Annotated in this window: 11 protein-coding genes and 1 other annotated feature; of the genes, 4 read left to right on the forward strand and 7 right to left on the reverse strand. The window is 69.9% G+C overall.

The features are described 5' to 3' along the window. The first annotated feature begins 82 nt into the window (after window positions 1-82). Window positions 83-1,699, forward strand: coding sequence for a glucan biosynthesis protein (locus AB4Z01_RS09640; RefSeq protein WP_441692759.1), 1,617 nt, complete (start codon window positions 83-85; stop codon window positions 1,697-1,699). A 362-nt stretch (window positions 1,700-2,061) separates the two neighbouring features. Here AB4Z01_RS09640 and AB4Z01_RS09645 read toward each other — a convergent pair whose 3' ends face one another. Next, window positions 2,062-2,718, reverse strand: a complete 657-nt coding sequence (locus tag AB4Z01_RS09645; protein ID WP_441692762.1) for a hypothetical protein — start codon at window positions 2,716-2,718, stop codon at window positions 2,062-2,064. Between the two features lie 11 nt (window positions 2,719-2,729). Continuing rightward, window positions 2,730-3,263, reverse strand: a complete 534-nt coding sequence (locus AB4Z01_RS09650) for an RNA polymerase sigma factor (protein WP_441692764.1) — start codon at window positions 3,261-3,263, stop codon at window positions 2,730-2,732. Between AB4Z01_RS09650 and AB4Z01_RS09655 the strand changes: the two genes are divergently transcribed. Continuing rightward, window positions 3,243-4,457 carry a hypothetical protein gene (locus AB4Z01_RS09655; protein WP_441692767.1) on the forward strand — a complete coding sequence of 405 codons (1,215 nt, stop codon included), beginning with the start codon at window positions 3,243-3,245 and terminating at the stop codon, window positions 4,455-4,457. The genes AB4Z01_RS09650 and AB4Z01_RS09655 overlap by 21 nt on opposite strands. Before the next feature lie 63 nt (window positions 4,458-4,520). Here AB4Z01_RS09655 and AB4Z01_RS09660 read toward each other — a convergent pair whose 3' ends face one another. The 3 genes from AB4Z01_RS09660 to AB4Z01_RS09670 all read right to left on the reverse strand — a co-directional run bounded on the left by AB4Z01_RS09660 (window position 4,521) and on the right by AB4Z01_RS09670 (window position 6,885). Beyond that, window positions 4,521-4,832 carry a hypothetical protein gene (locus AB4Z01_RS09660; RefSeq protein WP_441692769.1) on the reverse strand — a complete coding sequence of 104 codons (312 nt, stop codon included), beginning with the start codon at window positions 4,830-4,832 and terminating at the stop codon, window positions 4,521-4,523. 69 nt (window positions 4,833-4,901) lie between these two features. Further along, window positions 4,902-6,071, reverse strand: a complete 1,170-nt coding sequence (locus AB4Z01_RS09665; protein ID WP_441692772.1) for a cystathionine beta-lyase — start codon at window positions 6,069-6,071, stop codon at window positions 4,902-4,904. Between the two features lie 25 nt (window positions 6,072-6,096). After that, complete coding sequence (locus AB4Z01_RS09670; protein ID WP_441692774.1) at window positions 6,097-6,885, reverse strand: aldolase; 789 nt, start codon at window positions 6,883-6,885, stop codon at window positions 6,097-6,099. A 302-nt stretch (window positions 6,886-7,187) separates the two neighbouring features. Continuing rightward, window positions 7,188-7,243, forward strand: a sequence feature (sul1 is cis-regulatory element that is thought to sense ions involved in sulfur or methionine metabolism; They are found in Alphaproteobacteria). A gap of 242 nt (window positions 7,244-7,485) precedes the next feature. On the opposite strand from AB4Z01_RS09670, the gene AB4Z01_RS09675 reads away from it, so the two are divergent. Both AB4Z01_RS09675 and AB4Z01_RS09680 read left to right on the forward strand, forming a co-directional pair. Then, window positions 7,486-8,790 (forward strand): class I SAM-dependent methyltransferase, encoded by a 1,305-nt coding sequence (locus AB4Z01_RS09675; protein ID WP_441692789.1) that lies wholly within the window; start codon window positions 7,486-7,488, stop codon window positions 8,788-8,790. Window positions 8,791-8,886: 96 nt separating this feature from the next. After that, window positions 8,887-9,720 carry an AraC family transcriptional regulator gene (locus AB4Z01_RS09680; protein WP_441692777.1) on the forward strand — a complete coding sequence of 278 codons (834 nt, stop codon included), beginning with the start codon at window positions 8,887-8,889 and terminating at the stop codon, window positions 9,718-9,720. Here the strand turns inward: AB4Z01_RS09680 and AB4Z01_RS09685 are convergent. Together AB4Z01_RS09685 and AB4Z01_RS09690 are read right to left on the reverse strand one after the other, a co-directional pair. Next, complete coding sequence (locus AB4Z01_RS09685) at window positions 9,710-10,456, reverse strand: helix-turn-helix transcriptional regulator (protein WP_441692779.1); 747 nt, start codon at window positions 10,454-10,456, stop codon at window positions 9,710-9,712. The two genes, AB4Z01_RS09680 and AB4Z01_RS09685, sit on opposite strands and share 11 nt — an antisense overlap. Before the next feature lie 145 nt (window positions 10,457-10,601). After that, on the reverse strand, window positions 10,602-13,226 hold a 2,625-nt coding region (locus tag AB4Z01_RS09690), incomplete at its 5' end, for an ATP-binding protein (protein ID WP_441692782.1).

A 13,226-nucleotide genomic window follows, 5' to 3' on the forward strand; every position in this document is an offset into this window, starting at 1 on the left:
AGCGGCCGGACGGCACCCTCGCGGCGACCGGCCGCGGCGCGGTGCGGTGCGGTCGCGATGTCTCATCGAGGGAAAGAGACGGATGCTCGACCGCCGTAGCTTGCTGAAGCTGGCCGCTGCCACCCAGTTGTTCGGGATGTTCGGAGGGGCTTCCGCCCTGGCGGCGCCGCCGGCCGGGCTGCGCTATGGTGAGGCCGCGCCGTTCTCCTACGATTGGCTGAAGAGCCGGGCCCGGGCGCTCGCTRCCGCGCCCTACGCCTCGCCGCCGCGGCCGGACCCGGCGACCGTGGAGTCGATCGACTACGACGCCCATGGCAAGCTGAAGTACAAGCCGGACTACGCCCTGTACGGCGACGGCCAGCCGGGCGCCTATCCGGTCACCTTCCAGCATGTCGGCCGGTTCTTCCCGAAGACCGTGAAGATGCATGCGGTCGACCCCGCCGCCGGCACGGCGCGCGAGATCACCTACGACCCGCAATACTTCACCGTCGGCCCGGACAGCCCGGCCGCCAAGCTGGCGCCGGAGCCCTCGGCCTTCGCCGGCTTCTGGATCCAGGAGGCCAAGGACAAGGGCGACTGGAAGGCCGAGGAGCCCTGGGTGGCCTTCCTCGGCGCCTCCTATTTCCGCGCCAAGGGCGAGCTCGGCCAGGTCGGCCTGTCGGCTCGCGGCATCACCGTCACCCCGGGCTCGGGCGGGCCGGAGGAGTTCCCGGACTTCATCGGCTACTGGTTCGAGCCGGCGAATTCCGACGCCGACGCGGTGACGGTCTACGCCCTGCTCGACGGGCCCAGCCTGACCGGCGCCTACCGCTTCCTGATGCGCCGCACCGCCGGCGTGGTGATGGATATCGAGACCACCTTGTTCCTGCGCCAGCCGGTCGAGCGGCTGGGCGTGGCGCCGCTGACCTCGATGTTCTGGTACTCCGAGACGGTGAAGAAGACCGCGATCGACTGGCGGCCGGAGGTGCATGACAGCGACGGGTTGGCGATGTGGACCGGCGGCGGCGAGCACATCTGGCGGCCGCTGAACAACCCGGCGCGGATCGTCGTCTCCAGCTTCTCCGACCAGTCGCCGCGCGGCTTCGGCCTGCAGCAGCGCGACCGCAACTTCGATCATTACGAGGACGGCGTACGCTACCATCTGCGTCCTTCGGCCTGGGTCGAGCCGCTGGGCGACTGGGGCCGCGGCCAGGTGCAGCTGGTCGAGCTACCGACCGACGACGAGATCCACGACAACATCGTCGCCTACTGGCACCCGGAGGCGCCGACCAAGGCCGGCGACGAGCTGCCCTTCGCCTACCGCCTGCACTGGCTGGCGGACGAGCCATACCCGACGCCGCTGGCGCGGGTGGTGGCGACCCGTCTGGGCCGCGGCGGCCAGCCCGGTCAGCCGCGCCCGGAAGGCGTGCGCAAGTTCATGGTCGAGTTCCTCGGCGGCCCGCTGAAAGACCTGCCCTTCGGGGTGAAGCCGGAGCCGGTGTTCTGGGCCTCGCGCGGCACCTTCTCCGCCTACACCCTGATGGAGGCGGTGCCGGACGACGTGCCGGGCCATTGGCGGGTCCAGTTCGACCTGGCGGTCGATGGCGACGACCCGGTCGAGATGCGGCTGTTCCTCAAGGCCGGCGACCAGGTGGCATCCGAGACTTGGCTGTTCCAGTACCGCCCCTTCATCTCGGACGCCCGGCCGGTCGGGAACTAGAATTCATCGAGGAACAGACGGGTCGCGGAACTTGGCAGCGGCATACCCGAACTGTCATGCCCGTGCTTGTCGCATGGCTGTCCGGTTAAGCTTTTCGGGTTGCAAATCTAAGCGCTGAACTAAACTTTATTGTCATTGCCGGGCTTGACCCGGCAATCCAGGGGCCACGGAGAGCCGCTCTGAAAGCCCCTGGATCCTCGGGTCAAGCCCGAGGATGACAATTAAATAGAATGCTGGCCTGAGATAAACACGCTTTAGTTGCGATTGTTTCTCAACCGGACAGCCGTGGGTCAAGCCCGGCAATGATATAAATGGGGAGATGGCCTCGCTGGAGTGCCGTTCTCCGATTGTTTCTGGCTGGGCTACAGCGCCTGGCCGCTGTCCTTGCCGTCGGGCCACCAGATGCGCCAGTCGCGCTGGCCGACGCGGCAGGCGATGCCGCCGCCGTTGCGCGGGCCGTCCGGCCCCTCGACCGCCTCGACGAACTCGCGGCAGAAGCGGCCGGAAGCGTCGATGAAGGTCGAGACCGGGCGGACCCGGCCGGTCGAAGGCCCGTCGCGCCACGGCGTCTCGACCCCGTTCGGCGCCTGCTCCAGCACCTCGGCCCGCCGGGTGTCGATCGCCTGCTGGGCGGCCAGGCGGATCTGCTCCGCCGTCTCGATCCGGGCGACCCGGTTTTCCAGCCGGTCGATCACGCGCAGCGCGGTCCAGCCGCCGCCGATGACCGCGAGCAGTGCCGCGGCGGCCGCGATCGCTCCAAGCCAGCGGACAGCCGGGCGGCGTCGCCGCGCCTGAGACATCGCTGCCGGCCGCGGCGCCAGCAGCCCGGCCAGGGCCGGCGGCAGCGGTTCCTCGACGGGCGGAAAGGCGGAGGTCAGCAGCGCGGCCATCTCGCGTTCGTGCCGCAGCGTCTCAGCCAGGGCCGGGTCGCGCGACAGCGCCGCATCGACCAGCCGGCGACGCTCCGGGTCCAGCGTACCGTCCGCATAGCCGGCGATCCAGTCGGTGTCGATCGTCATGGTCGCCTCCCTCATCGCCGGGCCGCCAGGGCCATCGCGGCGGCCGGGCGCCGCGACAGCAGGTGCTGCAGCGCCTGGCGGCCGCGATGCAGCCGGCTCATCACCGTGCCCACCGGCACGTCCAGCGCATCGGCCGCGGCGGCATAGCTGAGGCCGCCGGCCGAGACCAGCAGCAGCACGCTGCGCTGGTCCTCCGGCAGCCGGTCGATCGCCCGCTGCACCGCGGCCAGCATCAGCGACGCCTCGACCTCGGCCTCAGCGTCGCCGCCCGGCAGCGTGTCCGGGTCGACCGGCTCGGCCATGTCGCCGCGGCGGCGGCCGGCCCGCAGGCGGTCGAGATGCAAATTGTAGGCGATGCGGAAGATCCAGCCCTGCAGGGTGACGGCCGCGGCGGCCTGATGGGCCCGCTCCAGCGCCCGCTCGCAGGTGGCCTGCAGCAGGTCGTCGCCCTCCGGGGCGGAGCCGGTGAGCCCGCGGGTGAAGGCGCGCAGCCGGGGCAGCGAGGCCAGCAGCGCCCCCCTCACATGCTCCGCCGGATCGGACATTCCACCACCCCACTGTTGCGGCTCATCCGTCCGCACCGGTGTATTAACGTGCGACAAGGCCTGTCGTCCTCGCCCGGATACGAATATTTTTGCGCGATTCCGTGGAATGATTGCAGCGTCCTGGGCGTCAGAAGTGTGAGACCGGCCGTCGCGATCCGCCTCGGCATCACGGTTATGGAGATCTCCATGCGTATCCGTTCTGCAGCGACGCTGCCCATCGTGGCCGCTTTCGGACTGCTTTATGCCACCGCGGCGAGTGCCGCCGCCTGGGGGGATCTCAAGGACGTCTCCAAGCCACAGTTCCTCACCGTCAAGGACCATGGCGGCGGTAACGGAGGCGGAAATGGCGGTGGCAACGGCGGCGGGAATGGGGGCGGCAACGGCGGAGGCAACGGTAAAGGGGGCGACGGCGGAAACGGGAATGGCGGCGGCAATGGAAACGGCGGGGGCAACGGGAATGGGGGTAGCAACGGCGGAGGTAATGGCAACGGTGGAGGGAGCGGTAAAGGGGGCGACGGCGGCAACGGCGGCGGCAATGGAAACGGCGGGGGCAACGGGAACGGGAACGGCAAAGGCGGCAACAACGGCAACGGCGGCGGGAAGAGCAGCAGCAACGGGAACGGGAATTCCGGGGATAGCGGCGACGGGCCGGGCGATGGCGGCAAGTCCAAGGGCAACGGGAACAGCAGCGGCAGTGCTTCCGCCAGCTCCGCGGACGGCGACGACACCCCTAGCAACAGCGGCAAGGCCAGGGACAAGCGGCCCGGCAAGGTCGACACCATCTCGCTCGACGACGACACCACCGCCGCACTGATCGGCTCCGGCTGGTCGCCGACCGTTGGCAACGGGCCGTTCCGCAACCACGGCGCGCGTGTCTCCACCCTGGTCGGCTTGGCCAAGGAGCTCGGCTACAGCGCCGATGTCGGCGCCATGCAGGCCAATTTCGGCACGCCGCAGGAGACGGGCATCCGCGCCCTGCAGGAGCGGATCGCCGATCTCAAGGCCGATCCGTTCGCGGACCCGGACCGGATCGCCGCGCTCGAGGCCGAGCTCGCCGACAAGGTCCAGGAGGTCAAGCCGGGCGCCGGCCCTACCGGCGACTGGGAGACAACCAATCTGGACGTCGACGGCAACGGCGTGGTCGACGACCACGACCTGGCCCTCGCCCGCGAAGGCTTCCGCCCGTTCGACTGATGATCCGAAGCGCCGCCGKCAGGGTCTTGCCCTGCCGGCGGTTCTGTTTGGCGTCGGGCCCACTCAGTCGAACCGCAGCGGGATGTTGATGGTGACGCCCGGGGCCGGGGCATAGTAGGGCGGCGGCTCGACATAGACCGGCGCCGGCCGGCGGTAGTAGCGGGGCCGCTCGTAATAATAGCCGTCATACGGCCGCTCATAGACCACAACCGGCGGCCGCGGCCGCGCATAATAGTAGCCATGGCCGTGATGGGGCCGGGCCCAGGGCGGCCCGCCGCCATGCCATGGCTTGTGATGGGCCAGGGCCGGCCCGCCGGTGGCCAGCACCGCCAGGGCGGTCAGTGCGGGCACGAGGATGCGTCGTCGGATGCTCATCTCGATCAATCCCCTTTCCGGGCGCCCGGACGGACGCCCCTCAGACCAGGGACGATCGAGCCATCTGCTTTATTCCGCCGCCTGGCGCAGGGCGGCGTCGAGATCGGCGATCAGGTCGGCCTCGTCCTCCAGCCCGACATTCAGCCGGACCAGCCGCCCGCCGTAGTCGAAGCCCATGCGCGGGATGCTGCGATAGGCCATCGCCAGGCTGGTGGCGCCGCCCCAGCTGTAGCCGAGCTTGAACAGGCTCAAGCCCTCGACGAAGCGGGTGACGAAAGCCTCGTCGCGCTCCGGCCCGAACACGATCGAGAACACGCTGGACGAGCCCTGGAAGTCGCGGCGCCAGGTCTCGTGGCCGGGGCAGGAGGGCAGGGCCGGGTGCAGCACGGCCTCGATCTCGGGCCGGCCTGAAAGCCAAGCCGCAACCGCCAGGGTCGTGCGCTCCAGCCGGTCGAGGCGGACGCCCAACGTCTGCAGTCCGCGCAGCGCCAGGCTGCAATCGTCCGGCGACACCGCCATGCCGAGCAGGCGGTGGGAGTCGCCGATCGCCTGCCGATGCTTGTCGTCGTCCACCGAGACGGTGCCGAGCAGCAGGTCGCTGTGGCCGCCGACATATTTGGTCAGCGCCTGCACGCTGATATCGGCACCATGGGCGAAGGCGTCGAACAGGATGCCGGCGGCATAGGTGTTGTCGATGGCGACGCTGACGCCGTGCCGGTGCGCCGCCGCGGCCAGGGCCGGCACGTCCTGCACTTCCATGGTGATCGACCCCGGGCTCTCGCACCACAGCAGCGCGGTCTCGGGCCGGATCAGCGCCTCGACCTCCGCCCCGGCCATGGCCGGGTAGGTCTCGACTTCGACCCCCAGCTTCGCCAGCAGGCCCAGCGCGAACTCCCGGGTCGGGCCATAGGCACTGTCCGGCACCAGCACATGCGAGCCGGCGCGGCACATCGCCAGGAACACCAGCGCGATGGCGGCCTGGCCGCCTGGCACCATGAAGCTGTGCCGCGCCCCCTCCAGCTCGGCGATCCGCCGGGCCAGCTCGATCGTCGTCGGCGTGCCGTACAGGCCGTAGGTGTAGCCGCCGTCCCAGTCGTCGCGGGCGTCGGCCAGCCGGTCGAACACCACGGTCGAGCCGCGCCACACCGGCGCCGCCAGCGACCGAAAGCCGCCGGGCGCCTTTGCCTCGGAATGGATCAGCCGGCTCCTCCAGCCCAGCGGCGGACGGTCTTCGGTCATCGACACCCCCTGCCCATGGGCAACGTCAGGCTGCGAAATCCGGTTCCTGGCGCATCACCTGGCGCTTGATGCTCTCCAGATGCAGCCGGGCGCTCTCGGCGTCGCCCTCGCGCATCTGCCGATAGGTCCGCCGGGCGATCTCGGCCGGCACCGGGCGCAGCGTCCGGCCGGTGCTCAGCGCCTTGACCTGCACCTCGGCGGCGCGCTCGAGGTAGTACAGGTCGTCCCACGCCTCGGCGATGGTCGGGCCGCACACCATCACGCCGTGGTTGCGCAGGAACACGATGTCGGCGTCGCCCAAAGTCGCGGCGATACGGTCGCCCTCGGCTTCGTCCAGCGCCAGGCCGTTATAGGCGTCGTCGACCGCGGTGCGGCCGTAGAATTTCAGCGCCGTCTGCCCGGCCCAGACCAGCGGCTCGCCCTCGACCATGCTCAGCGCCGTGGCGTTCGGCATATGGGTGTGGAAGGCGGCCCGCACCCGCGGCAACTGCTTGTGCAGCCGGGCATGGATGTAGAAGGCGGTCGCCTCCGGCTTGCCGTCGCCGTCGATCACATTGCCGTGGAAGTCGCAGACCAGCAGGCTCGACGCCGTGACCTCGGCGAAGGCCAGGCCGTAGGGGTTGACCAGGAACAGGTCGTCCCGGCCGGGCACCATGGCCGAGAAATGGTTGCAGATGCCTTCCTCCAGCCCCAGCCGCGCAGCCATGCGGAAGCAGGCGGCCAGGTCGATCCGGGCCTGGCGCAGCGCCGCCCAGTCGATCTCGCCGATATTCGAGAGCCGGGACGGGTCGGCGGCTTGCAGCTCATGGGCCATGGCGGGCCTCCTGGCAGGCGACAGATCAGGGTCGCCGGCATCCTCGAACAGGATGGGCCGCCCGTCCAGGCAGGAAGCGCTGCCTGATAACCGCGATTGCGATGCTGCTCACCATCGGCCTGTGCGAGGCCTGCTTTGCAGAATGGGAAAGCCGGCCGATCTGCTCGAAATGGTGCAGTGACAGGATCTCTTGGTCAATCCAGGCAATCCTTCCAGACGAATTGACGTCCAAATTGATAAGGGTGGCCAGGGCGCGGGGCGGTTGCGCGACTGTCAAGGATCCCTAGTCTAAAACACACTCGCATGGACCCGGTGAAAATCCGGGTGGCTCTTCCGGCCGCCGATCCGCCGGATAACGCAAGCGATATCGAAACACTGGCGACGGTCAGATCGATCCCTCTTCTTTAGAGTGCATCGAGGCCACGCGTTCGCATGGATCCTTATCCTGCTTTGGATTGGCGTCTTCGCTGATCTGAGTGCGTTGTGGCTGTTCTCGACAGAACCATAGGAACGGCAAATGCGACAGAAACGCTGATAAACCGCATTATCCGCTTGAGATATTGTGGCTGAACTCACTTCAGACATTCCAGTCGCTTGGCCGTGCTGATCACGCACGGTCTGCCGTGCTGCCCGGATGTCGGTCGATTTTTCCAGCTTCTTCAAATCTGCGGAGGGGTGATGACGGATATTGCTGACTTTCGATGCACCGTATGCGGATCACAGGATCTGACGTTTTTGGCCGAGCTCGCCAATGTCCCTGCGGTTTGTAACCAGCTTCTCCGAAGCAGCGAGGAGGCCAGGCAGATCGATCGGGGCGACATCTCGCTCATCGGCTGCCGCCACTGCGGCCATGTGTTCAACGCGGCTTTCGACGCCACGCTGGTCGCCTATGATGATCGGTATGAAAACTCGCTGATGGGCTCCCCGCATTACCGTCGGTACTCGGAGAACATCGTCCAGCATCTTGTCTCGACCTATGGGTTGGCCGGCGGTACTGCCGTCGAGATTGGGTGTGGTCGAGGCGAATTTCTCCGGATGCTGCTCCACCAGGGGCTCCGCTCGGGCATCGGGTTCGATCCAGGCCGCCCCAGCGAAGGTGACACCGACCACGAAGCGGGAATCACGATCATCGGGGATGTGTTCACGCCCTCCCTCGCACCATATGCGGATATTGTCTGCTCCCGTTATGTGCTGGAGCATGTGCCGCACCCGGTGGATCTGCTTCGGTCGGTCCGCAAAGCCTACCGCTCACATCCCGCCCGGGTGGTGTATACCGAGGTGCCGGATGGCGCTTTCATGCTCGACGAGCTCGGAATCTGGGATCCTCTGTTCGAGCATCCATCCTATTTCACCTCATCGTCGCTGGCCCACGCGCTGCGTCTGGCAGGATTTGTTCCCGGTCCGATCGGCGTCAGGTTCGGGCGCCAGTTCCTGGCGGCGGAGGCGACATTCCCCCAGCAAGGCGCGCCGGGAATGGTCGCGGAGCCGCCAGCCGCACGAGCTTTCGGCGACTTCGCCGACCGATTCAGGACGACGCTCCTGGATTGGCAGGACTGGCTGGATCATGCCCGGTGGGAAGGCTGGCGCGTGGCGCTCTGGGGAGCCGGCGCCAAAGGTGTCACCTTCCTCAACCTCCTCGACCGATCTGCGAATGCCATCAAGCAGGTGGTCGACATCAATCCGCTGAAGGCAGGCGCGTTCACCGCCGGCACCGGACACCGGATCGTACCACCGGCTGCGCTGCAGGAGCACCCGCCCGACAAGCTCTTGGTGATGAACTCCGAATATGAAGCGGAGATCCGGCAGACGCTCGACCGGCTCGGCCTGGACGTCGAACTGATCGTGGTCTCAGGCAGGCTGCCGCCTCTCGACAGATACAGTCGACGGTCGATCTCTTGTGCGTGATGGCGGTCCTTCTTTGAAGCAGCGCCTGAGCAATCGCGATCAAACAGGCGCTGTCCGCCATCGGCACAGTGCCGGCGAACGCAGCGGGAGAGGGGCATGGGCGCGGTCGAGCGGGCGGTCTGGTTCATCGAGCACCGCTTCGGATCGGAGGTCACGCTCGACGCGATCGCCGAGGCTTCCGGCGTGTCCCGGTTCCATCTGTGCCGGCTGTTCGGCGTGGCCACCGGCCGCTCGGTGATGCGCTATGTCCGCGGCCGCCGCCTGACCGAGGCGGCGCGGGTGCTGGCGGCCGGCGCCTCCGACATCCTGGCGGTGGCGCTCGATGCCGGCTATGGCTCGCACGAGGCGTTCACCCGGGCCTTCCGCGACCAGTTCGGCCTGACGCCGGAGCTGGTGCGCGGCCAGGGCCATGTCGACAACCTCGCGCTGGTGGAGCCGATCCGGATGGACGAATCCCTGATCATCGACCTCGAAGCCCCGCGCTTCGAGGCCGGCAAGACCCTGCTCGTGGCCGGGCTGGGCGGCCGCTACACCTTCGAGACCAATGAAGGCATCCCGGCGCTGTGGCAGCGCTTCGGGCCGCAGATCGGCCATGTGCCGAACGAGATCGGCGGCGCCGCCTACGGCGTCTGCTGCAACGCCGACGACGCCGGTAATTTCGACTATATCGCCGGGGTCGAGGTCGCCAGCTTCGACGACCTGCCGGCGGAGCTCACCCGAGTGCGCATCCCGGCGCAGCGCTACGCGGTGTTCAGCCACCGCGGCCACATCTCGCGGATCCGGGCGACGCATTACACGATCTGGACCCGCTGGCTGCCGCAATCCGGCCACGGCTTCGCCGATGCGCCGAGCTTCGAGCGCTACAGCGCCGATTTCGATCCCTGGACCGGCACCGGCCTGGTCGAGATCTGGATGCCGCTCAGGCCCTGACCCGCGCAGCCCGGGCCGGCGCCCGAAGCCTCGGCTCCGGGGCCGCCGGCGCCAGCCGGTCGCACTGCATCAGCAGCCGCACCAGCTCGGCCTGGCGGCGGGTGCCGGTCTTCTCGAAGATCCGGGTCAGATGGGTCCGTGCCGTGGTCGGGGCGATCGACAGCCGCTCGGCCACCRCCTGCATCCCGTCGCCGCGGCTGATCTCGGCGGCGAACACGGCCTCGGCCGCGGTCAGGCCGAACAACTCCTGCAACAGGGCCGGCGACGGCGTGCCGGTGTCGGGGTCCATCACGAACAGGGCCACCAGCGGACCGCCGCCGACCGGGATCACCGTCACCAGCAGCGGCGGGGCTCCCGATGGCCGCGACAGCCGCAGCCGGGTTCCCCCTTTCGCGGCCTTGGCGATGGCCTGCCGCAGCCGGCCGGTCTCCTCCGGAATGGCGGTGGTGATGCCGAACGGCGTGGCGTACAGCCCGTCCCCCCGGGCCACGATCGATCCGGCGCGGCGGTTCAGCCGGATCGGCCGGGCCGTGGCATCCGCGATGATCACGCCGAGGTCGAGCCAGTCCAGCAGGTTCTCGATGCCGCTGTCCCCGTCCTCGCGGCGGCGAGAGGTAGGGGCCGCCTCTTCATCGTCATCGTCGCCGCCGATCGCCCGGGTCGAGAGGACGGCGGCCAGGCCGGCATTCATCRTCAGGGAGTAGTCGAGATCCGCAGCGCTATCGATGCCCGCCATGACCTGTGCCTCTTTGTGCTCGACGCGTTGTCCGCCCTGCGTCGAGGTCCGGCATGGTTCGGGGGCGGCGCCGTGAGAGTCACCGTAGGCGCCGGGCAGCGGCCGCGCTTCGGTGCGGCTGCCCAATTTTCGCGGCGGCGGCTACCTAGTTTTCGCCGGCGGACAGCAGCCAGGGCTCGCTGTGCAGGCGCAGGACGACATCCATCCGGCTGCTGGCGTTCAGCTTGCCCAGCACCGCCGAGACATGGTGCTCGACCGTGCGCGGCGACCGCACCAGCCGGCGGGCGATGTCCTGGTTGCCCATGCCCTGGGCCAGCAGGCGCAGCACCTGCAGCTCGCGCCGGGTCAGGCCGAGCGGATGGCGGCGGGCGGCGGCATAGGGGCCGCGGCGCGCCCGCGGCAGCTGCTCGGCCACGCCCAGGCGCTGCCCCGTCCGGCGGGCCAGCTGGGCGGCGGGGCGCGCCTCGATCTCCTCCAGCATCGCCACGGCCCGGGCCAGGGCCGGACCGGCTTCGGCGCCGCGAACCTGGATCAGGGCCAGCGCCGCCTCATAGGGCAGGCCGAGCCGCGTCCATTCCGCCGCGGCGGCGGCCGGATCGCCGGCCAGCTCGGCCGCCCGCGGCGCCGGGGCCCGTGCCGTTGCCTGGGGCAGGGGCGCCGCCATCTCGCAGCGCCGCCACCACACCGCCAGCTCGCCCAGCGCCCAGGGGTCGAAGCTGTCGAGATCCATCGCCGCCAGGGCCGCCAGCGGCTCGTGGGCGGCTTCGAGGTCGCCCGCCAGCCACGCCGCCTCGGCCAAAGCGAAGCGCACCGGCGCGATCAAATGCAGGTCGCCGGTCTCCAGCGCATGCCGCAGCGCCTGCTGCAGCAGGTCGGGGGCGTCGGCCTCGCCGAGACGCATCCGCACCCGGCCCAGCACGATCAGGGCAGGCAGGCGGATGGTCGGCGCCAGCAGGTCCAGGCCGACGACGCCGCCGGCGATCGATTCGGCCTCGCGGAACCGGCCCTGCTCGAGGCGCAGCCGGGCCTGCCAGCCGACCTGGTAATGGGTCCAGGAATCGAGGTCGTGCCGGGTCTCGAAGGCGATGCCCTCGGCCAGCACCCGCTCGGCCAGGGCGAAATCCTTGAACACCACCGCATACTCGGCGAGGTTCATATAGGCCCGGGCCGCGTGCTCGTGGAAGCCGTGCTCCAGGGCCAGGGCCAGGCTCTCCTCCATCATCTCCAGCCCGCCCGGGCGGTCGACGAACAGCAGCGCGGTGGCGACGTTGTTGAGCGCGTGGACCCGAGTCTCGACATCGCCCAGCCGGTCGGCCAGCGCGATCGCCCGCTGGCCCCATTCGACCGCCTCGTCGACATGGCTCTGCTGCATGTGCAGCTGCGAGCGCACGCTGCAGGCCATCGCCAGCTCCGGCCCCGGCGGCAGCCGCTCCAGCTCGCGCAGCGCCTCGTCGACGCAGTCGCCGGCCTGCCGCACCTCGCCGCGCGACCACAGCAGCCGCGCCAGCGCCCGCAGGTTCAGGCCGACCTTGTCCATGCGGCCCAGCTCGCGCCACAGCGCGATGGCGTGCTGCCGCGCCTCGATCACGGTGTCGTCGATGCGCAGCGCCAGCCCGGCCTCGTTGGCCCAGTCCTCATGCAGCTGCGCCGCCACCGACTTCGGCGCCTCCTCGACATAGCGCAGGGCGGTCGCCAGATGCGCGGCGGCCTGGTGATGGGCGCCGAGACGCGAGGCCTGGGCCGCCGCCTGCGGCGCCAGGTCCAGCACCCGGGCGCCGTCATCCGCCGCGGCGGCGTGGTGCACCTGGCGCGGCAGCAGCGCGCCGGCCAGCGCGTGGGGAGCATAGGCCATCGCCGCCTCGACCCGGGCGTGCAGGGCCTGCTGCGCCGCCGGCGACAGCTGGTCGAGCGTGGCCAGCCGCGCCAGCTCGTGGCGGAACCCGACCGCGCCCTGGCCGTCGCGCAGCAGCATGCCGCGGCCGATGCAGCGGTCGACCGCGGCGTCGGCCCTGGCGCCCAGCAGCGCCCGCGCCAGCCAGGGCTCGACGCTGCCGGGCACGATGCTGATCGTCTCCAGCGCTTCGCGCTCCTCCGGCGCCAGCCGCGACAGCCGCGACCACACCGCGTCGCGAATCGAGGCCGGGATTCCGGCCGGTGTTGTGTCCTGGCTGGCCAGCAGCTCGGTGATGAAGAACGGGTTGCCGGCGGTGATCCGGTGCAGCTCGGCGGCGGAGCGGCCGGCAGCCCGGGCCAGCGCCGCGACCGCCTCGGGCGACAGCGGCTGCATGGCCAGGCGGACGGCCGTGGCCGGCAGGTCGCCCAGCACCTGCCGCAGCGGATGGTCGGGGCCGACCTCGTCGCTGCGGTAGCTCAGCACCAGCAGCGCCCGCAGCACCGGCATGCGGCGGCCGAGATACTTCACCAGGTCGAGCGTCGCGTTGTCGGCCCAATGCACGTCCTCGAACACCAGGACGGCGGTCTCCGGCAGCTCCTGCAGCGTGTTCAGCAGGGCCGGGAACAGCCGCTCCGGCGCCGCGGTCTGGTCCAGCAGCGCCGCCATCCGGGGCCCCAGGGCATGCGCCATGTCCTGCAGCGAGCCCAGCGCGCGCGGCGTGAACAGCGCCTCGGACCCGCCCCACAGCACGCGAAAGCCGGGGCCCAGGCGCCGGGTGAATTCCTGCAGCAGCGCGGTCTTGCCGATCCCGGCTTCACCGCCGAGCACGACCGTGCCGCCATGGCCCTCCGCGGCGCGCCGGGCCAAGTCGATCAG

The sequence above is a fragment of the Inquilinus sp. YAF38 genome (genome assembly GCF_052113205.1).
Classification (GTDB): domain Bacteria; phylum Pseudomonadota; class Alphaproteobacteria; order DSM-16000; family Inquilinaceae; genus Inquilinus.